19 protein-coding genes are annotated in these 22,304 nt (G+C 62.0%); 13 read left to right on the forward strand and 6 right to left on the reverse strand.

Features of this window, described 5'->3' with window-relative positions:
* The first annotated feature begins 130 nt into the window (after window positions 1-130).
* Window positions 131-1,339 carry a YibE/F family protein gene (locus tag INT40_RS00735; RefSeq protein WP_193095266.1) on the forward strand — a complete coding sequence of 403 codons (1,209 nt, stop codon included), beginning with the start codon at window positions 131-133 and terminating at the stop codon, window positions 1,337-1,339.
* 243 nt (window positions 1,340-1,582) lie between these two features.
* Here INT40_RS00735 and INT40_RS00740 read toward each other — a convergent pair whose 3' ends face one another.
* Both INT40_RS00740 and INT40_RS00745 read right to left on the reverse strand, forming a co-directional pair.
* A complete protein-coding gene (locus tag INT40_RS00740) occupies window positions 1,583-2,974 on the reverse strand; it encodes an aspartate aminotransferase family protein (protein WP_101570389.1) in 1,392 nt (463 codons plus the stop codon).
* On the reverse strand, window positions 2,971-3,456 hold the full coding sequence (locus INT40_RS00745) for an Lrp/AsnC family transcriptional regulator (RefSeq protein ID WP_101570388.1): 486 nt from the start codon (window positions 3,454-3,456) through the stop codon (window positions 2,971-2,973). Before INT40_RS00745 ends, INT40_RS00740 begins: the two co-directional genes overlap by 4 nt.
* Before the next feature lie 225 nt (window positions 3,457-3,681).
* Here INT40_RS00745 and INT40_RS00750 point away from each other — a divergent pair, with 225 nt between their 5' ends.
* The gene (locus INT40_RS00750) at window positions 3,682-5,010 is read left to right on the forward strand and encodes a M24 family metallopeptidase (protein ID WP_180958917.1); all 1,329 of its coding nucleotides are present in this window, start codon (window positions 3,682-3,684) and stop codon (window positions 5,008-5,010) included.
* 53 nt (window positions 5,011-5,063) lie between these two features.
* Here INT40_RS00750 and INT40_RS00755 read toward each other — a convergent pair whose 3' ends face one another.
* Window positions 5,064-6,452 (reverse strand): L-lactate permease, encoded by a 1,389-nt coding sequence (locus INT40_RS00755; RefSeq protein ID WP_193095267.1) that lies wholly within the window; start codon window positions 6,450-6,452, stop codon window positions 5,064-5,066.
* A 78-nt stretch (window positions 6,453-6,530) separates the two neighbouring features.
* On the opposite strand from INT40_RS00755, the gene INT40_RS00760 reads away from it, so the two are divergent.
* The 10 genes from INT40_RS00760 to INT40_RS00800 all read left to right on the forward strand — a co-directional run bounded on the left by INT40_RS00760 (window position 6,531) and on the right by INT40_RS00800 (window position 17,592).
* The gene (locus tag INT40_RS00760; protein ID WP_101570386.1) at window positions 6,531-7,079 is read left to right on the forward strand and encodes a helix-turn-helix domain-containing protein; all 549 of its coding nucleotides are present in this window, start codon (window positions 6,531-6,533) and stop codon (window positions 7,077-7,079) included.
* 200 nt (window positions 7,080-7,279) lie between these two features.
* Window positions 7,280-8,047 carry an ATP-binding cassette domain-containing protein gene (locus tag INT40_RS20435; RefSeq protein ID WP_226830487.1) on the forward strand — a complete coding sequence of 256 codons (768 nt, stop codon included), beginning with the start codon at window positions 7,280-7,282 and terminating at the stop codon, window positions 8,045-8,047.
* Window positions 7,953-8,951 carry an ATP-binding cassette domain-containing protein gene (locus INT40_RS20440; RefSeq protein WP_226830488.1) on the forward strand — a complete coding sequence of 333 codons (999 nt, stop codon included), beginning with the start codon at window positions 7,953-7,955 and terminating at the stop codon, window positions 8,949-8,951. Before INT40_RS20435 ends, INT40_RS20440 begins: the two co-directional genes overlap by 95 nt.
* A 57-nt stretch (window positions 8,952-9,008) precedes the next feature.
* Window positions 9,009-10,199 (forward strand): tRNA dihydrouridine synthase DusB, encoded by a 1,191-nt coding sequence (gene dusB, locus INT40_RS00770; protein ID WP_193095268.1) that lies wholly within the window; start codon window positions 9,009-9,011, stop codon window positions 10,197-10,199.
* A 2-nt stretch (window positions 10,200-10,201) separates the two neighbouring features.
* Window positions 10,202-11,509, forward strand: a complete 1,308-nt coding sequence (locus INT40_RS00775) for a deoxyguanosinetriphosphate triphosphohydrolase (RefSeq protein WP_101570383.1) — start codon at window positions 10,202-10,204, stop codon at window positions 11,507-11,509.
* Window positions 11,510-11,512: 3 nt separating this feature from the next.
* Window positions 11,513-13,576 (forward strand): DNA primase, encoded by a 2,064-nt coding sequence (gene dnaG / locus INT40_RS00780; protein ID WP_193095269.1) that lies wholly within the window; start codon window positions 11,513-11,515, stop codon window positions 13,574-13,576.
* A 90-nt stretch (window positions 13,577-13,666) separates the two neighbouring features.
* Window positions 13,667-14,305 carry a TetR/AcrR family transcriptional regulator gene (locus INT40_RS00785; RefSeq protein ID WP_180958916.1) on the forward strand — a complete coding sequence of 213 codons (639 nt, stop codon included), beginning with the start codon at window positions 13,667-13,669 and terminating at the stop codon, window positions 14,303-14,305.
* A 44-nt stretch (window positions 14,306-14,349) separates the two neighbouring features.
* Window positions 14,350-16,083: a DHA2 family efflux MFS transporter permease subunit gene (locus INT40_RS00790; protein WP_193095270.1), complete on the forward strand. Its 1,734-nt coding sequence runs from the start codon at window positions 14,350-14,352 to the stop codon at window positions 16,081-16,083.
* On the forward strand, window positions 16,025-16,990 hold the full coding sequence (locus tag INT40_RS00795; protein WP_193095271.1) for a D-2-hydroxyacid dehydrogenase: 966 nt from the start codon (window positions 16,025-16,027) through the stop codon (window positions 16,988-16,990). Before INT40_RS00790 ends, INT40_RS00795 begins: the two co-directional genes overlap by 59 nt.
* Window positions 16,987-17,592 (forward strand): hypothetical protein, encoded by a 606-nt coding sequence (locus INT40_RS00800; protein ID WP_193095272.1) that lies wholly within the window; start codon window positions 16,987-16,989, stop codon window positions 17,590-17,592. Before INT40_RS00795 ends, INT40_RS00800 begins: the two co-directional genes overlap by 4 nt.
* A 147-nt stretch (window positions 17,593-17,739) precedes the next feature.
* Here the strand turns inward: INT40_RS00800 and INT40_RS00805 are convergent, their stop codons facing one another.
* Window positions 17,740-19,167 carry a glyceraldehyde-3-phosphate dehydrogenase gene (locus INT40_RS00805; RefSeq protein WP_193095273.1) on the reverse strand — a complete coding sequence of 476 codons (1,428 nt, stop codon included), beginning with the start codon at window positions 19,165-19,167 and terminating at the stop codon, window positions 17,740-17,742.
* Window positions 19,168-19,208: 41 nt separating this feature from the next.
* Window positions 19,209-20,261, reverse strand: coding sequence for a YhjD/YihY/BrkB family envelope integrity protein (locus tag INT40_RS00810; protein WP_101570377.1), 1,053 nt, complete (start codon window positions 20,259-20,261; stop codon window positions 19,209-19,211).
* 102 nt (window positions 20,262-20,363) lie between these two features.
* Between INT40_RS00810 and INT40_RS00815 the strand changes: the two genes are divergently transcribed.
* Window positions 20,364-21,110 carry a DedA family protein gene (locus INT40_RS00815; RefSeq protein ID WP_226830489.1) on the forward strand — a complete coding sequence of 249 codons (747 nt, stop codon included), beginning with the start codon at window positions 20,364-20,366 and terminating at the stop codon, window positions 21,108-21,110.
* A gap of 95 nt (window positions 21,111-21,205) precedes the next feature.
* On the opposite strand, the gene INT40_RS00820 is transcribed toward INT40_RS00815, so the two are convergent.
* On the reverse strand, window positions 21,206-22,243 hold the full coding sequence (locus tag INT40_RS00820) for a glutathione S-transferase family protein (protein ID WP_193095274.1): 1,038 nt from the start codon (window positions 22,241-22,243) through the stop codon (window positions 21,206-21,208).
* Between the last annotated feature and the right edge of the window lie 61 nt (window positions 22,244-22,304).

A 22,304-nucleotide genomic window follows, 5' to 3' on the forward strand; every position in this document is an offset into this window, starting at 1 on the left:
CCTCGCGCATTGGGAGCCGCGCATCGCGAGTGCACACACCTGCAGTGAGTTCGCATCACCCATATGAAGGTTCGACATGCATATGCCAGCCCATCGGGGACCCAAGGCCTCGCCGAGAGTCCGTCTGATCATGACCGTTTGTCTCGTCCCACTCGTCCTCCTCACGATCGGGGGACTGCTGCTGCTGTGGCCGGACGCTCCCGAACAGGAGTTGCCGGGCGGCGGCCCGATGACAAACTCCGCCGAGGGCGTCGCCGACGCCGAGGCAAAGATCGTTGCCGTCGACGCCTCCGACTGTGCGTCGGGCGATGAGGAGGACTCGACGCTCGCAGTGGACTGTATGACGTTCACGGCCGAAGTCGACGGGCAAGAGGGGAGTCTCTATGTGACTCCCGATGCGATCAAGTCCGGAATCGGCGTCGGAGACACGGTCAAGGTCCTCGACTTCACCGATTCCCCGGACAGCGCGGAGATCGGCTCAGACTATGTCTTCATCGACTACGACAGGAATGTTCCGATTCTCGCACTGGCGATCATCTACGGGCTCGTCGTGCTCTTGGTCGCGGGCTTTCGCGGTCTGCGGGCGCTGGCCGGCCTCGGCTTCGCTGGTGTCGTACTGATCGTCTTCATGCTGCCGGCCATTCTCGACAGTCAGCCGCCGATCCTGGTGGCCATGGTCGCCGCGAGTGCGATCATGCTCATCGCCTTGTATCTGGCACACGGAGTGTCTACGCGGACGACTACAGCTCTCTTCGGAACTGTACTCGGCATCATCATCACCGGCGTGCTCGGTGCCTGGATGACCTCTTGGGCGAATCTCGGCGTTGCCTACACCGAGGATGCGTTCCTGCTCGCGGACACCGCAGACGTGTCGATGGCCGACCTCATCGTCTGTGCAATTGTCGTCACCGGCCTCGGCGTGCTCAACGACGTCACCATCACACAGGCCTCGGCGGTGTGGGAGCTGGCCAGCGTGGCACCGGATCTGAAGGCCGGGCAGCTCTTCACCCGAGCCATGCGAATCGGCCGCGACCACATTGCCTCGACCGTGTACACGATCACATTCGCCTATGTGGGGTCTGCGCTGTTGACGCTCATCATCGTCTCGGCGCATGACCAGTCGTTCTTCGAGACCCTGACTCTGGGAGAGATGTCGGTCGATGTCGTGAGTATCCTCGTGTGCTCGGTCGGTCTCGTCATCGCGATTCCTCTGACGACTGGGTTGGGTGTCCTCGTTGTCAGATCCGGCCTGCGTCCTGAACGTGACCGGAGTGGCGGTGAAGCTGCTGAAGGGCCAGGAGTGCCTGGCCGAGCTGCGAATTCTTCCGGCCCGTCATAGGGCGACGTCACCGATTCGAGGGCATGAGTTCGGGCGGTGCCGACGCTGGTTCGACGACGTCAGTCGGGGTGGTCTCAACGCCCGTTCGAGGGCGCCCGTCGAGCTTCCGGCACAGGAGCGAGAACGATTCGAGAGATTCTGACGGACGCGAATCGGCCCCGACTCCTCTATGAGGCATCGGGGCCGATTCGGCTGACAGCTCCAGGGTCGCCTCGACCCGGTGCGAACGAGTCTCAGCTGGGATCAGAGCTTCGTCCAGGCCTCCGAGAGGACGCCGCGGATGATCTGCTCCATCTCGTCGAACTCCTTCTGGCCCACGGTCAGCGGAGGCGAGAGCTGGATGACTGGATCTCCACGGTCATCGGCGCGGCAGTACAGGCCGTTTTCGTACATCTTCGCGGACACGAAGTTCTTGAGGATGCGTTCGGACTCCTCCTCGGTGAAGGACTCCTTGGTGTCACGGTCCTTGACGAGTTCGATGCCGTAGAAGAAGCCCTCACCGCGAACGTCTCCGACGATCGGCAGATCCTTGAGCTTCTCGAGGGTGAACTTGAACGCAGCGGCATTTTCATGGACGTGGTCGTTGAGCTTCTCCTTTTCGAACACGTCGAAGTTCGCCATCGCCGCGGCACAGGCGACGGGGTGACCGCCGAAGGTGTAGCCGTGGTAGAAGGTCTCGTCTCCACCGGGGCCGAAGGGCTCGAACAGGCGATCCGAGGCGATCATTGCGCCCAACGGTGCATAGCCGGAGGTGATGCCCTTGGCGCTCGTGATGATGTCGGGGACATATCCGAAGTCGTTGCAGGCGAACATGTCGCCGATGCGGCCATAGGCGCAGATGGTTTCGTCGGAGACCATGAGCACGTCGTACTCGTCGCAGATCTCGCGCACCCGATCGAAGTATCCGGGTGGCGGCGGGAAGCAGCCGCCGGAGTTCTGCACCGGTTCGAGGAAGACGGCCGCGACTGAATCGGCGCCCTCGAACTCGATGGCCTCGGCGATGCGGTCCGCTGCCCAGCGGCCGAAGGCTTTCTCATCGTGGGCGTAGGGCTGCGGCGAACGGTAGAAGTTCGTATTGGGCACCTTGATCGCACCGGGCACCAGGGGCGCGAACTGTTCGCGCAGATCGGGCAGCGAGGTCACGGACAGGGCGCCGTGTGGGGTGCCGTGGTAGGCGGTGGCACGCGAGATGATCTTGTGCTTGCCCGGCTTGCCCGTGATCTTGAAGTAGTTCTTCGCCAGCTTCATTGCGGACTCGACGGAGTCGCCGCCGCCGGAGGTGAGGAAGACTCGGTTGAGGTCGCCGGGAGCGTAGCTGGCCAGGCGCTCAGAGACCTCGATGGCCTGCGGATGGGCGAAGGACCACAGTGGCATGAATGGCAGCTTCAGTGCCTGATCGTACATCGCCTTTGCGATCTCTTCGCGACCGTGGCCCACCTGGACCGTGAATAGTCCGGCCAGACCGTCGATGTACTTGTTGCCCTTGTCATCGAAGATGTGGTGGCCTTCGCCACGGGTGATGATCGGTGCTTCACCGCCGTTGAACAGTGCCTGGTGTGGCGACATGTGCATCCACATGTTGTTGCGGATGGCATCCTGATAGCCGGTGCCGGTTCTGGTGACATTCTCTGTCATCGCGTCCCCCAATTGTATTTTTGCTTTTCGAGTGAGAGGTACATGAAGAGCTCCGTGTCCACGACTGCGTCGATCGAGCGGAGTTCTTGGTTGACGAATTCGATCAGGTGGCGATCCGATTCGCAGACGATCTCGACCAGGATGTCGAACGACCCTGCGGTCACGACGAGATAGTCGATCTCGTCGTATCCGTGAAGCCGGTCGGAGACCTTCGAGATATCGCCCCGTACCTTGACCCCCACCATGGCCTGTCGGGCGAAGCCCAGACTCAGCGGATCGGTTACGGCGACGATTTCCATCACGCCGGAATCGATGAGTCTGGAGACCCTCTGACGCACGGCTGCTTCGGACAGTCCGACGGACTTTCCGATGGCGGAATAGGACTTGCGTCCGTCGTGCTGCAGCTCGACGATGATCGCTTTCGATTTCTCGTCGAGATTGCCCAGGCGGTGATTGCTTCCGCTCGGCATCAAGTGGGTCATTCTTCACCTCCGTGATTTGGATCTCAATACAATCTACCATTGAATCAGTCGGAATGCGCATGTTCGTATGCGAATTCAGTCGAATCTGAAAAATAATGGTTCTGGATTCGTCAGGATTTCACTTTTCCACGCTTAGTGCCGCCCGTTAACACGCGTGGGCGTCACTCGGCAACACGCGTGTCGGAGTGATTGACACGGTGTGATGCGGCTCACCAGACTGTAATCATGAATGAGGGTGAGCTGTTCTACGCCGGAGAAGACAACCGGCCGGATGTGCAGGGAATGCGGCCCGGTGCCGAACAGGGCCGGGCAGGGCAGGAAGTCAGGGCTCGCCCCCAGCCGCGGCCGGGCGAGGTCGACACGATCGGCGCGAACGACCTGTCGTTCAGCCCTGATGAATACCTGGGGCGCATCGCCTCGGTGCGCAATCGCATGGTCGATCAGGGACTGTCGGCGCTCATCGTCACGGACCCCGCGAATGTCTATTATCTGACCGGCTACAACGCCTGGTCCTTCTATACTCCGCAGCTGCTGTTCGTGCCGGCCGCGGGTCCGCTCACGCTGTTCCTCAGGGACATGGACGCCAGGGGTGCCACGCACACGTCGTGGCTGCCGCCCGAGGACATCGTCGGCTATCCCGAACGCTACGTGCAGCGGCCCCATATTCACCCCTTCGACTGGGTATCCTTCGCGCTGCGGCAACGCTGGGAGGTCGCCCGGGCGTCCTCGTCACCGGTCGGTGTGGAGATGGACTCCCACTTCTTCTCGCCGCGGGCATTTCGATCCCTGGTCAATGGCGTCCCTGAGTGGCGCCTCGTCGACTCCTTCGAGCTGGTCAACTGGATCCGGGCGATCAAATCCCCAGCCGAGGTGGCGCTGATGCATACTGCCGCCGAGGTGACCACGGAGTCGATGGATGCCGCACTGGGAACCATCGGGATCGGGGTTGCGCAGAACGAGGTGGCCGCGGAGATCGCCGCCGCGCAGGCCCGCGGACGCGGAAATGCTTGGGGAGACTACCCGGCCATCGTTCCGCTGCTGCCTACGGGGGAGAGCGCTGACACCCCGCACCTGAGCTGGACGAACCGCAAGTTCATCGACGATGAGTCTGTGAGCATTGAGCTGGCCGGTGTCCACCGCCGCTATCATGTGCCCTTGGCGCGCACCGCGGTGATGGGAAAGCCGAAGCAGGAGCTCATCCGGCTCGAGGGCGTCGTCGCCGAGGCGCTGGCTGCCGTACTCGATGTAGCCGCGCCCGAGGTGCCCACCGCCGAACTCGCGCGGACGTGGAATCGAGTGCTGGCGCTGGCGGGGCTGGAGAAGCCGAGCCGACTGGGCTACTCCATCGGGATCGGCTATCCGCCGGATTGGGGCGAGCGCACGATTTCGATCAGGACCGAGGACGATCAGTTCCTCGAAGCGGGAATGACCTTTCACCTCATCTGCGGCATGTGGATGAACGGATACGGCTACGAACTGTCCGAGTCCATACTCATCACCGACACCGGCTGTGACACGTTCACCGCGTTCCCGCGCGAACTCATCCGGGTCTGACCGCAGCTTCGGGTCTGACCTGAGGTTCGGGTCTGGGGCGAGCCTCGGCGATATCAGACCATGAACTGGATCCAGAGCCCGAGGCAGAGCGCGTTGACTCCGGCCACGGCCAGTACCCGGCCTTGGACCCAGCCGATGTCATTCGCCGAGGCGGGGCCGGAGGAGTCGGCCATCTGCACCGACATTGCGACACGGGGAGGAGCTGCGAGGGCGGCGAGCGAGCCCGCTGCGTTTCCTGCAGCCACGACGGGCAGGGAGGAGACGTGGGAGGCCGTGGCGGCCGCGTCGATGGTGCCGGTGAACATGGAGTTGGCGCCGGTGTTCGAGCCGGTGACCACGGCTCCGGTGGCGGTCAGCCAAGGCGTGAGCAGAATGAGACCGGCAGGCACCAGCGAGCCGATCGCAGCACTCATGCCGGTCGTCGTCATGATCCAGCCCATCAGCATGAAGGCCGCTGTCCCCGCTCCGATGGGTGCCCAGGAGCGCACGGCGGAACGGGTGACGATGCGCCGTGATGTCACCGTCAGCGCTGCGATCAGGCAGGCGGCGGCCAGCCAGACCGGGGGAGAGGCGAGGATCTGGGTCAGCAGCGAGGGGAGAGCGGAGTAGAGTGCGCGGGCCAGCAGCAGGCCGAGTGTCAGTGTTGCGTAAGGCAGCACCGCGATCCCCAGTCTCCGGGTGAAGCCGGTGCTGCGACGTCGGAGTATGAAGATGCCTCCCATCACGGTGATGACGAGGAGCGAACCGATGATGCCTGCCGGGGCCATGCCGATGGCAATGCTCGCGGTCAGGATGCCTGCCCACATGAGTGCCGCGGCCGCCGCGATTCCCAGGCAGGAGACGAGGCCGGGGCGCATGATGAGGATCACCGAGACGGCGACGATGATGACGGGGATCGCATTGATCCACGCCGTCGCCACGCCGAGCTCGTCGACATCGAGGCCGGCCAGTGCCGCCGCAACCGTCGTCCCCGGACCCAGTGCGCCCCAAGGCACAGCAATGAGCCCCAGGAGTCCGAGGATCGCCGATTGCCGCAGCGAGCAGCCAAGGAGTCGAAGCACGGGGACACCGATAGTCACACCGATGCCGAAGCCGGTGACGGACTCGGCGAAGGGGACTAGTCCGAAGACGACGAGAGCCACACCCAAAGGGCGACTGGGTGCCGCCGCTTCGACCCACGCGGAGATCTCACCCATTGAGCCTGCGGCTTCGAGCAGTCGGGCCAGAACCATGCCGAAGAGCAGGATAAGGGCGACCTCAAGGATGAGAGGGAAATAAGCCGCGCCGGACTCGAGCAGAACCGACATCGGCGTGGGGAAGAAGAAGATCACCGCCAGAACGGCGGCAATCACCCCGGCCGTGGCGGAGATCCACGAACTCTGCTTGAGGATGAGCAGGGCGATGGCGAGCATAATGGGGGCAAGCGCCAGCAGCGGAGTCATATGAACAGATCCATCATGTGAAGAAGTTTACCTTGGTAGAATTGACTCTATTATTCAAGAATAAACTATGATGTCACAATGGCGACCACAGAGGACCTCGGGGCTCGAGTATTTGGCGCGCGCATCAGAGCCCGCCGCAAATACAACGACTTGACGCTCAATGAGCTCGCAGTCCGTGCCGGGATCTCCCGGGCGGCCTTGTCGAAGATCGAACGCGGCGAACAGGACACCTCCGTCTCCAACGCCATGGGCCTCTCCCGAGCCCTCGGCGTCGATGTGGGAGAACTCCTCGCTCCGCCGGAGGTGATCATCACCCCCAGCCGCTCCATCCCCTCCCACAGCGCTTATGGCAGGGGCACAGTGCGACGGGATCTCCCCGCGCCGCGGGAGAACATGGAAGTCGTGCACTACAAACTCGATCCGCACTGCGAGACCGCCTCGTTCGCAGCTCACCGCAGCGGCTCACGGGAGACCTTCTTCGTCCTTGCCGGCAGCATCGAAATCGTCACCATCGATCGCCGAACCACACTGCGAGTCGGTGACTGTGCCCAGGCACCGGGCGATGTTCCCCATCAGCTGTCCAACCCGGGCGACGAGCCAGCAGAGCTGATGCTCATCATCGTCTGAAGCACCCCTCGGCCAGGTAGCTTCAGTTGCAGAAAGCCTCGGCTGCAGATGGCTCTTGACGCGGTCATCCGACCTCCGGCATCCTTGTGTTGACACATTTCCGGCGAAAGACAGTCACTTCGTGAAGTAATTCCTCATTTCCGCATCAAGCGGGTGCTACGGACCCGCGCCGCACTTCTGTGCACGAAATGAGGACACATATGACTGCTGCCATATCCATCTCCAATCTCGGATACCGCCTCGGCGACGACACCGAGATCTTCACATCACTGACCGCCTCAATCCCGGCCGCCATCGTCGGGCTGGTCGGCGAGAACGGGATCGGCAAATCCACCCTCGCCAGGATCATCGCCGGTCAGATCAGACCCAGTGCCGGCCATATCACCGGTGCCGAAGGTGCCGTCTACATCGATCAGCTGCTGCCGCACACCGAGGACTCCGTCGCCACGGCGCTTGGAATCTCCGACATCAGGTCGGCGCTGTCGACCGCCCTGGCCGGTGAAGCACAGCCAGGTGACTTCGACGTCATCGGGGATGACTGGGACATCGAAGAAAGGGCCCTGAGTGCTCTGGCCGATCTCGGCTTGACACTCGACGCCGATGCCCTGGACCGCCGACTGTCCACCTTTTCGGGAGGCCAGGCCATGCGCATCGGTCTGGCCCGGGCTGCGTTGGCGGGCGATCGCTGGCTGATCCTGGACGAACCAAGCAACAACCTCGACGAGGCGGGGCGTGCCCGCTTGGCCACGCTGCTGCGGGACAGGACGGGCCCGACCTTGGTGATCTCCCATGACCGCGGCCTGTTGACGAGCGTGACGACGATCGTTGAGATGACCGACCAGCTGCGGGTGTACGGAGGTGACTTCGACAACTATGAAGCCATGGTCGCGGCCGAAGAGGAAGGCGAAACTGGCAGACCTCGTCGACGCCAAGAAGTCCCTGGCGATCGAAAAGCGCCAGCGCATTGAACTCGAAACGAAGCTGGCCCGGGCCGATCGGAAGGCGGCCAAAGACAAAGAGAATAAGCGCCGACCGAAGATAGTCATGAATGGACTGACGGATTTCGCCCAGAAGAGTGCGGCGAAGAGACGCGGAGACAAGGCAGCCGACGAGGCGGAGGCACGGTCGACGGTGAACACGGCCAAAGACGCACTGCGCAGAGACTCGAGCATTCGCTTGGATCTGCCGGAGACTGTGATCCATTCCGGCAAACGAGTCCTCGACATCACCGGGGGAGCACTGGCCCAGCCACGCACAGTGGTCGGTCCCGAGCGCATCCGACTGACCGGCGCCAACGGCTCTGGGAAATCGACGATGATGGCAGCAATCGCCGGCCGTCACGACACAGGTGCTCCGATCGACGAGCTGTTCCCGAACCTGGCGGTCACGGTTCCGGTCTCGATCGGCATCCTCGACCAGCAGTACAGGCTGCCGCCGACGCTCACCGTCATGGAAGCGGTGAGGGAGAACAACCATAGTCTGGGGCCGCACCGCGTCCATGAGGTCTTGGCGGCGATGGGACTGAGGGCAGGTCGGACCGATCAGCTCTGCTCGACCTTGTCCGGAGGAGAACGGTTCCGTGTGGCCTTGGCGAAGAGCCTGCTCCAGGACCCTGCGCCGCAGCTGCTCGTCCTCGATGAACCCGGCAACAACCTCGACCTGTCATCGCTGAGGGCTTTGGTCACAGCTTTGGACGGTTTCGGTGGTGCGATGATCGTCATCACCCACGATGATCGCCTCGCACAAGAACTGCGACTCGACGTCGAATGGGACATTCGGGAATTTCTGGCTCCGGTTCGGGTTGATGTGGACAGGGAAGTTGATGAGGACAGAGTCGAGATCCCGAAGGAGGGCACCTATGCGCGATCGTGAGACTGAGGCTTCTGCCTGTGCAGGTGTCTCATCATTTGACGACTCGGGGATAATAGCATGGTGAGTGTCATCAGCCCTGCCCCAGAGTCCGTATCCCCAGTGACCGTCGAGCCTCTGCGCATCGGCCCCATCGAGCTGTCCTCGCCAGTGGTGCTCGCACCGATGGCGGGAATCACCAACACAGCCTTTCGGCGCCTGTGCCGCGAGTACGGTGCCGGTCTCTACGTGACGGAGATGGTGACGTCCAGAGCCCTGGTCGAACGCAGCCCCAAGAGCATGCGCATCATCCAACACGAGCCCTTCGAGACCCCGCGATCGGTTCAGCTCTACGGCGTCGACCCGGAGACGATCGGGCAGGCCGTGCGGATGATCGTTGAAGAGGACCGCGCCGACCACATCGACCTCAACTTCGGCTGCCCTGTACCCAAGGTCACTCGTAAGGGTGGCGGCTCGGCCCTGCCGTGGAAGAAGGACCTCTTCGAGGCCATCGTCACCACGGCTGTGACCGAAGCAGACCGTGGCGGCATCCCGCTGACGGTGAAGATGCGCAAGGGCATCGACAAGGACCACCAGACCTTCCTCGATGCCGGTGAGACAGCCCGCAACGCAGGTGTCGCAGCGGTCGCACTTCACGGCCGGTCCGCGGCGGACCTGTACTCGGGCCAGGCAGACTGGGACGCGATCGCACGACTCAAGGACCACCTCGGCGACACCGTTCCTGTGCTGGGCAACGGTGACATCTTCACTGCCGAGGATGCCCTGGAAATGATGGCCAGGACCGGTTGCGATGGTGTCGTCATCGGCCGTGGATGCCAGGGACGGCCATGGCTGTTCGGCGACCTCGCCAATGCTCTGGGTGGCAGTGATGAACGCTTCCGACCGGGCCTCGCCGAGGTGGCACGTGCGGTCTACAAGCACGGTGAATACCTGGTCGAATACTATGCGGACGAGTTCTACGGTGTTCGTGACCTGCGCAAACATATTGCCTGGTATTTCAAGGGCTATCCGGTCGGGGGAGATCTGCGTCGTCAGCTGGCGATGGTCTCCTCGCTGGAGGAACTCGAGGGGCTGCTGGCTCAGCTCGATCACGAGGCACCGTATCCTGGTACCGATGCGGAAGGCTCCCGGGGGCGGACCACCCGCCCGAAGAAGCCGCATCTGCCCGAAGGGTGGCTCGACTCCCGCATCTTCGATGTCAGCGGGAAGTCACTGCTCTCCGAGGCGGAACTCGACATCTCGGGAGGATGACAATGCCATTCGAATCTCACCCACGCACATCGGTGCGCTCGGGGACCGTGGCGGTCTACACGCCGTGGGACGAAGATCGGTGGGTGAGCGAACCGGCGAAGAATCCGCGCCGATCGGCTTTTCAGCGTGACCGTGCCCGGGTGCTGCACTCCGCAGGCCTGCGCCGACTCGGCGCGAAGACCCAGGTCGTCTCGCCGGGGACAGACGATTTCGTCCGCACCCGACTCACCCACTCCCTCGAGGTCGCCCAGGTCGGACGCGAACTCGCCCGCTACCTCGGCTGCGACCCCGATATCGTCGACACCGCCTGCCTGAGCCATGACCTCGGACACCCGCCGTTCGGCCACCACGGCGAAACCATCCTCGACGCACTGTGCATCGACGTTGGCGGCTTCGAAGGCAATGCGCAGACGCTGCGACTGGTCACGCGGATCGAACCGAAGGTGATCGCTGATGACGGGCGCCCAGCCGGGCTCAACCTGACCCGAGCCAGCCTCGACGCGCTGACCAAATACCCCTGGTCGCGGAGTGAGGCATCGGTGGGTCGACGCGATTCCGGTGTACGAAAATTCGGCGTCTATGACGATGACAGAGGAGTCTTCGACTTCTACCGTGACGGCATCGAGACAGGGAAGCGGTGCCTTGAGGCCCAGGTGATGGACCTCGCCGATGACATCTCCTACTCCGTCCATGACGTCGAAGACGCGATCGCCGGCGGACATCTGCACCTGGGAGATTTCGCTGCCGAGATCCGGCGCGGAGAGCTCTTCGAAATCACCCGCAAGTGGTATCTGCCGACCACGAGTGACGAGGAGATGGACAAGGCGCTGTCACGACTGCAGGCGGCAGCCTACTGGCCATCGGAGACTTATGACGGATCCAGGCGTGCCCAAGCAACCCTCAAACACATGACCAGCCAGCTCATCGGTCGGTTCGTCGGTGCAGCGGAAGCAGCAACTCGTGAGGAATTCGGCTGGGAGCCTCTTGCTCGCTACGCGGCCTCACTGGTCGTGCCCGAACCCACGGGCGTCGAGATCGCGATCCTCAAGGGAATGGCGACGCTGACGGTGATGGTCGCCGAAGATCGTCTGCGCCTCCATGACATCCAGTCCGCGGTCATCACCGAGCTGGCCCAGTGGTATTCCGAAGCACCGATCAATCTTGACCCGATGTTCAGAGCTGACTACTTCGAGGCGAACGATGACGCTGCTCGGCTGCGTGTCGTCGTCGACCAGATCGCATCTCTGACCGACCATTCCGCCTGGGCCCTGTACCACCAGCTCAAAGCAGGGGCGGGGGATCGTCTCTAGACCATGGCCGGACTGATCAGACGCGAGGACATCGACGAGCTTCGCAATCGCACTCGTATCGACGAGGTGGTGGGTGAGTTCGTCACGCTCAAGACCGCGGGGATCGGCTCGCTCAAGGGCCTGTGCCCCTTTCACGATGAGAAGACGCCCTCGTTCACCGTCCGACCCCAGGTCGGGATGTATCACTGCTTCGGCTGCGGGGAGTCCGGCGATGTCTTCGCGTTCCTGCAGAAGGTCGAACAGCTCAGCTTCGTCGAAACCGTCGAGTCGCTGGCCGGCAGGATCGGCATGCATCTGCGCTACGAAGACGGCAAAGGACCCGACCGCGAACAGGCCAGCCGGCGGCAACGGCTGCTGGAGATGCACGAGGTCGCGCAGCGCTTCTTCACCCAGTCTCTCGAAGGCGAGCAGGGGCAGATCGGTCGGGAGTTCCTCGAAGGCCGTGGCTTCCCTCTCAGCTCGAGCAAGGAGTTCGGTCTCGGCTTCGCACTCAAATCATGGGATTCGCTGACCAAGCAGCTCAAACGGGCTGGGTTTAGCGAAGAGGAGATCCTCGCCGGTGGCTTGGCCAGCGAGGGCGGCCGCGGCATCTACGACCGTTTCCGCGGCAGGGTTGTCTGGCCCATCAAAGACATGACATCGAGGACTATCGGCTTCGGTGCCAGGCGTCTGTTCGACGACGACCAGGGGCCGAAGTATCTCAATACTCCGGAGACTGCTCTCTATCACAAGAACCAGGTGCTCTACGGGCTGGACCTGGCGAAGAAGGACATTGCGAAGACCAAACGCGTGGTCATCGTCGAAGGCTATACCGATGTCATGGCCGCCCATCTCGCAGGAGTCACACAGGCGGTCGCCACCTGTGGAACGGCCTTCGGGCCCGAACACGTGAAGATCGTGCGGCGCCTGCTCGGCGACGATCCGACTGGCCAGGTGATCTTCACCTTCGACGGAGACGCAGCCGGACAGAAAGCGGCCCTGCGAGCCTTCGAATTCGAAAGTGAGTTCACTGCCCAGACCTTCGTCGCCGTCGAACCCGGTGGACTCGACCCCTGCGACTTGCGGATGCAGAAGGGCGATGGTGCTCTGCGCGAACTCATCGACGGTCGCAAACCGCTTTTCGAATTCGTCATCACCACCGCGATCTCGCGTTACGACCTCGACTCGGTCGAGGGCAGGATCGCTGCAGTCAAAGCCAGCGCCGAGGTCCTGGCAGATATCCGTGATCGCAACAGCCTCAGCCACTACTATCGCTTCGTCGCCGGTCGTATCGGCGTCGACATCGACGAAGTCGAATCCGCCGTCAGGGATGCCCGGAAGCGCCCGAAGAAGACGCAGCCGAGCCAGGCTCGTCAGCCTCTGGCCGGAGGTCCACCGGCCCCACCTCAGGCTCCTTCGCAGTCCCCTCCTGGGTCAGCGCAGCCTTCGCCCGGTGCACCGCAGAACCCGGCCGGTGGGCAGCCAGCGCAGATGAACAGGCCGCAGGCGCCCGGAGTTGGGGGAGTCCCGGGCCGAGACGACACCGCCATCGAATATGTCTATGACGAGCGCCCCGATGTATCGAACCTGTCGGCACCGATCAGCCCCGCTCGCCTCAAAACGGAGAAGGGCGCCCTGATGGTGGCGCTGCAGCATCCAGAGTTCGTCAATGCCAAGCTCTTCGATTCCCTGTCCGCACGAGCTTTCGAACACCCCGGCTATCGCCGAATCCAGGCTGCCATCAAGGCTGCCGGAGGTTTGAAATCAGCAGGCGGTTCGACATCGCCTGGAACGGCCGACGCCGCTCGGTGGGCAGATGCCGTCCTCGCCGCCAGTGACGAGGACCTCAAACCCTATGTCACACAGCTGCTGGTGACTCCTTTGCCGGTGGCCGACGGTGTCAGCGCGGAGGGGTTTGCCAGGGGCATCGTGGCCCGACTCTTCGACTACGACCTCGAACGGATCGCTAAGGAACTGCACTCACGTCTGCAGCGACAGGACACCACGGACACCGCTGCGCAGACGACGCTTCTGGGGCAGCTGCAGGTCCTCGAACAGCACAGGGCCCGTCTGAAGACACTCATGTGAGAACTGCGGTTCTCGGCTGAGAACGTGAAATAGTGCACAATTGCAATTTTGCAGTTGGTGAAAAGTTGCATGAGATGCAAAAATATTCTCATGACCGAAACCGAATCCCTCCGCTCCAGAAAAGCGCGTCTGACACGACACGCGCTGCATGAGGCTGCGATCACGAGGGTCCTCGCCGACGGTCTCGAGTGTGCAACTGTCGCGAGCATCGCTGCAGACGTGGGCGTGTCAACACGCACCTTCTTCAATTACTACGCGACGAAGGAAGACGCGATCGTCGGACTCGATGAGTCCAATATCGATGAACACGTCGTCGATGCCTACGTCCACTCCGAAACCGGAATCGAAGACCTAGCTGCAGACACGTCCCGATTCGTGCGCGAAGCGCTGCTGATGGGGTCCGTCGACCCCGCTATGCCCGCGCGGCGGAGAACGCTGTTTGCTCGATACCCGGAGCTGGTCAGCAAACGGTTCGACCGTGCCGAGGCACTCGAAGAGCTGGTGGCAGAGCATGTGCTCGCCCGCCTGCGCTTCCTGGGCCAGGAGTTCTCCTCGGAGGAATCGGCCTGGCGCAGTGCCAGGATGCTCACCCAACTATGCAGAGTGCCGCTGAACCACGCGGGCCAGAGGCTCAAACGATCGCCTGAGCTCGTGGACGAAAAGGGTGGCACCAAAGAAATCTACGAAGAATCACTGGGGCTCTTCCTCAAGGTTCTGAACCGACTATGACAAAGGCTGTGATGAGAAGTAACCAAGGACCGAGGACTGGGGAAATGACCCAAACCGTGCAAGACCACGACGATACCGAGCCGATGAAGACATCTGCGATCATCCTGCTCTTCGTGGGTCTGATGATCGCCATGTTCATGTTCTCCCTCAACCAGACGGTGCTGGCAACCGCTCTGCCGACGATCGTGGGCGAACTCGACGGCGTCGACCAGATGCTGTGGGTGTCCACAGCGTTCATGCTCGCGTCGACGATCATGATGCCTATCTACGGCAAGGTGGGAGACCTGTTCGGTCGCAAGCCCCTCTTCATGTTCGCGATCTGCTGCTTCCTGCTGGGGTCGGTCTTCGCGCTAATCGCGGGCGACATGTCGATGCTCATCTTCGGTCGTGTTCTCCAGGGCATCGGAGGTGGCGGCATGATGATCCTCTCCCAGTCGATCATCGCCTCTGTGGTCCCGGCTCGTGAGCGCGGAAAGTACATGGGCATCATGGGTTCCGCCTTCGCCGTGTCCTCCGTTGCCGGTCCGCTCATCGGCGGCTGGCTGACCGAAGGACCCGGCTGGCGCTGGGCCTTCGCCATCAACTTCCCCCTTGGCATCATTGCTCTCATCGCTGCCGCGATCTTCCTCAAAGTGCCCAAGCACACCAGCGGACACCGCCCGAAGGTCGACTTTGTGGGGATGGCTCTGATCTCGATCGTCACCTCCTGCATAGTCCTCGTTTCCGCCTGGGGCGGCCACGACTACGAATGGGGCTCATGGCAGATCAACGGACTCATCGTCGTCGGAGTCCTCGCCATTGCCGGATTCATCTTCGTCGAACTCAAGGTCAGTGAGCCGGTCATTCCGATGTTCCTGTTCAAGAACCGCGACTTCCTGCTGTGCACCATTGCCGGCCTCTTCATCGGTGTCGGAATGTTCGGTGTCCTGTCCTATATGCCCACCTATCTCCAGATGGTCCACGGTATCGACGCCACAGTCGCAGGCCTGATGATGGTTCCGATGATGGGTACGATGCTCATCTCCTCCACCCTCATCGGCTTCGTCGTCTCCCGCACAGGCAAATACAAGAAGTACCCGCTGATGGGCGTGCTCATCATGGCGGCATCGCTGGTTCTGCTCTCGCAGCTCAAGGCCGACAGCGCGGCCTGGGAGACGATGGGGTGCCTGGCGCTGCTGGGGCTCGGCCTGGGCCTGAGTATGCAGACCCTCGTCCTCGTCGTCCAGAACGCATTCCCCGTTGCTATGGTCGGAACAGCGACAGCATCGAACAACTATTTCCGGCAGGTCGGAGCGACGCTGGGCATGGCCTTCATCGGGTCTGTGTTCACACAGCGCCTCATGGACAACATCAAGGACGGGATGGGCGAGCTGGCCAAAGCCGCACCCTCGCAGCCGCTGCCCAAGGTCTCCTCGACCGGGCTGACGCCCGAGATCGTGTCCAATCTGCCCGAGCCGCTGCACTCCCTCATCATCACCTCATATAACGATGCTCTGGTGCCGCTGTTCCTGTGGGTCGCGCCTCTGGCGGTCCTCGGATTCATCTTCCTGTGCTTCCTGCCCAACACTCCGCTGGCGCAGACGCTCAAGGCTGACCCTGCGAAACGCGAACTCGTCACAGTCGGGGCAGAAACGTCTGAGAGTCTCAACGATGCTTCCGCTGCTGACACCGACTCATCCGATAGTCTGGCTGAGAAGGCTAGGCTGAAGGAGTCGACTCATGACGGTACTGACAATACTCAACGCCCCCGGGACAGAGATTCCCGACCAGCTCACTGACCTCGGTCGGAGGGAGGGCATCGAGCTTCGGATCGTCGAGGCCCAGGATCTGGGCTCCTCGCTGCCCGGCACCGATGTCCTCCTTCTTTGGGATTTCTTCTCAAAGGCGCTGCGCAGCGAATTCGCACGCGCCGACAACCTGAAATGGATCCACGCGGCCGCAGCAGGTGTTGACTCGCTGCTGTTCGATGAACTCTCCGCCTCGGACGTTGTGGTCACGAATGCACGGGGAATCTTCGATCGGCCGATCGCGGAATTCGTGCTCAACTACATTCTCATCCATGCGAAGAACTCTCTGGGGTCGCTTGCGGACCAGCGCGAGTCCGTGTGGAACCGGCGCTCGACGAAGAATCTTGCCGGATCACAGGCCATGATCGTCGGCACCGGTTCGATCGGCCGGGAGATCGCCAGAGTCCTCAGGGCCCTCGACGTCAACGTCACCGGGGCAGGCAGTCACGCACGGAGCGGAGACGCGGACTTCGGGACCGTCATCGACTCGGCACAGCTGAGTTCTCATCTGTCCGGTGTGGACTGGGTGATCAACATTGCACCGCTGACGGATAAGACGAAGAACCTCATCGACGCCGAGGTGTTCGCCGCCATGGATCCGAACGCTTACTTCGTCAATGTCGGCCGAGGTGAGGGTGTCGTCACCTCCGACCTCGTGAATGCACTCGAAACCGGCGAAATCTCCGGGGCCGGCCTCGACGTCTTCGACGAAGAGCCGCTGCCTGCTGAGCACCCCTTGTGGCAGATGGACAACGTCATCGTCACCCCGCACATGAGCGGGGACACCGATGGGTGGCGCATGCGTTTGGCCAAGCAATTCGTCGACCTGTTCGAGAAGTACACGGCAGGTGAGACGTTCCCACACACGGTTGACAAGGCGGCGGGCTACGTCCGATGACCGAAAAGTCAGACCATGTTGCCCAGCGGGCGTTCCTGGCTCAGGTTGTCAGCGAACTCATCGCGGTGCGCAGGGCGCGACTGCTGAGCATGCTCGTGCTGGCTCTCGCCATGCTCGTGGCCGGACTCGGTGCGGCGATGCAGGCGCAGGGGACTCGAGTGGACACGGTTCTGCTGTTCTCCGCGTTCAGCCTCATCATGATCGGAATCGTGTGTGCACTCGGCGCGATCATCGCATGGACGAGGATCAATCGTGATGTCTTGGATTCGGTTGCCTCCGCCAGGCCGGCCCGGGCCCGCGCCCCGAGAACCCGCAATGCGGGAATGGCCGTTGCAATCGCCTTCGCCGTACTCGGTCTTCTGTTCGGATGGATGCTGTACTCGATGACGCCGATCCTGGCAGTCGCAGTCGTCCTGGCATGTGCCATTCTCGCCTGCCTGGGACCCATTTGGGCCAACGAACTCTCAAGTGCCGACGATCGTTTCGCTGTGATGCTCGACAGCGACGACGATCTGGCCAACCGGTTCCGCACCTACACCCCGATTTGGCTCCACGACGCGGTCGAGGGCGATGGGGCAGGCCACGGCAGAAACCGACCCTGAACAGGTTCACCGACCAACTGGCCGTGTAGGCACAACCTACTGTCTGTGCGGAGACAACGAAGCGCCCGCAGCCGAATGAGGCTGCGGGCGCTTGTGTATTCGATCGGAGGATCGACGCGGTCAGATCAGAGGATCGAACCGATCAGGTCAGGGAAAGGCGGGGACGTCGACCCCAGCCATCTTCGCCACACAGCGAATGACCTGGCAGCTGTATCCGAACTCGTTGTCATACCAGACATAGACGACGACACGATCCTCGTCGACGATTGTGGCTAGGCCATCGACGACTCCGGCGCGCTTCGAACCGACCAGGTCACTGGAGACCAGCTCGGGGGAGGAGACGTAGTCGATCTGGTTGCGCAGCTCCGAATTCATCGAAGTCTCGCGGAGGAACGCGTTGAGTTCATCGACGCTCGTAGACTTCTCAAGGTTGAGGTTGAGAATCGCCATCGACACGTTCGGCGTGGGAACGCGGATCGCGTTGCCAGATAGCTTGCCCTTGAGCTCAGGTAGAGCCTTCGCCACAGCCTTGGCAGCACCGGTTTCCGTCAGGACCATGTTGAGGCCGGCAGCGCGACCACGACGGGAACCCTTGTGGAAGTTGTCGATGAGGTTCTGGTCGTTGGTGAACGAGTGCACCGTCTCGACGTGACCGTTGCGGACCCCGTACTTGTCATGCAGGGCCTTGAGTACCGGTGTGATCGCGTTCGTGGTGCACGAAGCCGCTGACATGATCGTGTCCTCGTCGAGGATGGCCGCGTCGTTGACTCCGTAGACGATGTTCTTGACCTCGCCCTTGCCCGGGGCAGTGAGAAGGACCTTCGATGCGCCGGGGCAGGCCAAGTGCTTGGACAGGCTCTCCTCGTCACGCCAGATGCCGGTGTTGTCGACGATGACGGCATCGTTGATTCCGTATTCGGTGTAGTCGACCTGTGAAGGATCGTTGGAGTAGATGACCTGGATCAGGGTGCCATTGGCCTGGATCGTATTGGCCTCTTCATCGACGACGATGCTGCCGTCGAAGTTGCCGTGCACCGAGTCACGTCGCAGGAGCGAAGCGCGCTTGACGATGTCATCATCGCTGCCCTTGCGGACAACGATCGCACGCAGACGCATTCCGGTGCCGCCGGCGCGATCGATGAGGATGCGGGCCAGCAGGCGACCGATGCGTCCGAAGCCGTAGAGAACGACGTCGCGTACGGCGCCTTCTTCGCCATTGCCGCCGGCAACTGATGCGAGTTCCGTGGAGAGGAAGCTCTCAATGGAGTCCGACTGTTGCTGCTGCTTCTGGATGAGGCGGCCCAGGTCGATGCGGGTGGGCCCGAGATCAAGCTCGGACAGTGCTCGAACGATCTCCAGCGTCACCTCGATGTCGAGATCCTCGCCGAGGAAGTGGCGGGCATATCGGTGTGCCTTGATCATCCCGGTCACTGACTTATTCAGCAGTGACCGGCCGAACAGCGTCAGGAGGACGTCGTTCTCTCGGTACAGACGTCCGGTCAGTGGAATGAGTTCTTCGGCGGCAGTCTGCTTGTTCGCCCATTCGTTCAGGCGAGCCGTCGTTGCATCAGTCAAAGGTCGTGTCTCCTCGGTCAGTTAGCGAATTCTCGCCTAGTCTAACGGGTTGTCTGCTCGCGATTCGTCTGGTGTTCATCGAGTCGACGGAATCCGAGCAGCGTGAGCGCGATGATGCCGGCTCCGGCCAACAACGCACCGAGGCTCTGGATCTGAACCTGGGGTTCGACCAAGCGGTATTCGGGGGAGTCCTCCTTCCGTGGCCGAGGCGGACTCGCGGTTCCGATCCAGGCCGCAACGAAGAGGATGATACGAGCAAAGATATTCATTGTCAGCATGATTGCGATGATCGATCCGAACACGCCGGCGGCTTTGTTGCCGGAGAAGACGTCGACGAGGACTGTCGCGAGGTTGATGAGGACGGTGAAAGCCACGGCGCCGATGAGTGAGCCCCTGATCTTGGCTCTCTTGCCCACCGGGTGATCGGGCAACATGGTGAAGAGAAACATGAAGATCAGCCACGCGGCGCCCAACGTGATGATGAACGGCACCACGCGCAGTACCACCGAAGCGAATCCGCCGAGGTGAAGTGCCTCGCTGATGGCCGATCCCAATCCGGTGCCGATGACTGTCAGGGCCACTGTGAGCAGCAGGCCGATGATGAGTCCCAGGAGTGTCACAACATTGTTGAGGATCTTCTTGACGAAGGACTGGTTGGGAACGACATCGTCGAAATCTGCATGCAGCTGTGCTCTCACAGCGGCACCGAGGTTGCCGATGAATCCCTGCCCGGTATAGAGAGCGGCGAGGATGGCGATGATTCCGACCGACTGCCAGCTGGTGAGGAAGCTCTCAAGCTGTTCCGTCAGAGACGAATTTCCGCCGACCTGCTTTTCGATCTGCTCAACGACGACGGGGAGGAGCTCCGGTTTGGCGACGTCGAGGACGAAGCCGAGACTTGCGAAGGTGAACATCGCGATCGGCATGACCGCGAGAACCAGGAAGTAAGTGATGGCCGCGCCGAATTGGTTGCCCAGGCGTTCGCCGAAACGTTTGACGGCACGCATCAGGTGGGCGGGTCCCGGCTGGGTGATGGCATTGTGGCCGACTTCGGCGACCGTATTGCGTGAGGCCAGTACTTTGGCTGGTGCCACTTCATGCTCCTTCGATCTTGACCCGCAGGTGTCTGTTTCAACACTAGCCGCTGTGAGCGCCCTGAAAGGGGTGGGCCGCGCCTGTAATCTAGACTTTCGATCATGCCGACACTATTTTCGACAGTCCAGTGCGCTGATCTGAGGTTGTCCGCAGGTTCCTCAGCAGCGGACAACCTCAGCGGGTTCTCCGGTTGGGCCGTGACGCTCATGGAGACGCTGGGACCGATCGGTGTCGGCTTCTTGGTCTTCTTGGACAACATCTTCCCGCCGATTCCCAGCGAGCTGGTGCTGCCGCTGGCGGGCTTCACCGCCAGTCAGGGCAGCATGAGCATCGTTCTGGCGATCGTCCTCGCCACCGTGGGATCGGTCGTCGGCGCGGTCATCTTGTGGGCGCTGGGCAAATGGATCGGCCTTGAGCGCATAGCCCGGATCGCCGTGAAGATGCCGCTGGTCGACGTCGACGATGTACACAAAACGGTTGGGTGGTTCGACAAGCACGGGGATAAGGCTGTGTTCTTCGGACGGATGGTCCCTATCTTCCGGTCCCTGATCTCCATTCCCGCCGGCATGCGGAACATGTCGATCGTCAAGTTCCTGGCTCTGACCACAGCCGGAAGCGCGATCTGGAATACCATCCTCATCGTCGCTGGCTTCTACCTCGGTGAGAACTGGTCGATTGTCGAAACCTACGCGGGCTACTTCCAGACGCTGGTCATCGTTGCTGTGCTCGTCTTCGTCGCAGTGTGGATCGTGTTCAAGATCCGCAAACGCAGGAAGGCCAAGGCTGCCGGGCGAACCGAATTCTCCCGCGATAGCACCGAAGGCCCAGCCGGTCTGTCAGGGGACTGAGCCTTCGGCTCGGATCAATGCAGGTCGCTGCTGAGCTCGAGTCGCTGCTGAGCCCGAGTAACTGCAGAGTCAGTGTCACCGCGCTGCCCGTGTCATCACAGCCAGGCTGCAGCAGTATGTTCTTTCGGAACTACTTCGCCGGCGCGGACAGGCCCGGGGGCGGTGCCCTCCCCGAAGGGCGAACCGCCCAGCTCCTCTCGGCCATGAGGTGAGAGCCAGTCCGCGAGGTCCGGTCCTCGGGGAACGATCTGTGTCGGGTTCACATCGACATGGACGATGTAATAGTGCTGTTTGATCTGAGTGAAGTCGACAGTGTCGCCGAATCCCGGCGTCTGGTAGAGATCGCGGGCGTACCCCCAGAGATTCTCGAAGTCGCGCAGCGTCTGGCGATTGCATTTGAAGTGTCCGAAGTAAACCGGGTCGAAGCGAACCAGAGTGGTGAACAGACGGACATCCGCCTCGGTGATGGAACCGCCCATGAGATATCGGGAGTGGCTCAGTCGTTCCTCAATGGTGTCCAGGGCAGTGAACAGCCGGTCGAAGGCAGCCTCATAGGCTTCCTGCGAGCCGGCGAAGCCACAGCGATAGACGCCGTTGTTGATCTCGGTGTAGATCAGGCGCATGACCTTCTCCATCTCCTCCCGAGACTCCTCGGGCCAGAGATCTGGGGCACCATCTCTGTGATACTGCGTCCACTGAGTGGAGAAGTCCTCAGTGATCTGGGGGAAGTCGTTCGTCACGACCATTCCGCTGGCGATGTCGACAATGGCAGGGACGGTGATTCCACGCGGGTAGTCCGGGAACCGTGCGAAGAACGCCTGCTGCAAGCGCTCGATTCCCAGCACCGGGTCTACTCCGCCGGGGTCGAGGTCGAACGTCCAGGACCGTGCATCGTGCGTAGGTCCGGGCATTCCGATGGAGATGACGTCCTCGAGCCCCAGCAGCCGGCGGACGATGATGGTCCGGTTGGCCCATGGACAGGCGCGAGCAGCGATGAGCCTGTAGCGACCGGACTCGACCGGCCAGTGCGAGTCAGGGTCGGCGAGGATCCGATCTTCGATGTAGTTCGTGTCCCGGTCGAAATCCTCGCCCTTGGCCACGTAGCTGTTCATCTGGCTGGTGTCATCGGACATGGTCTGCTCCTTCGTGAAAGTGCCTCAGTTGTCACGTTGGGCCCCAGCCTACGTCTCATCG

The sequence above is a fragment of the Brevibacterium sp. FME17 genome (assembly GCF_014897515.1).
Lineage (GTDB): Bacteria > Actinomycetota > Actinomycetes > Actinomycetales > Brevibacteriaceae > Brevibacterium.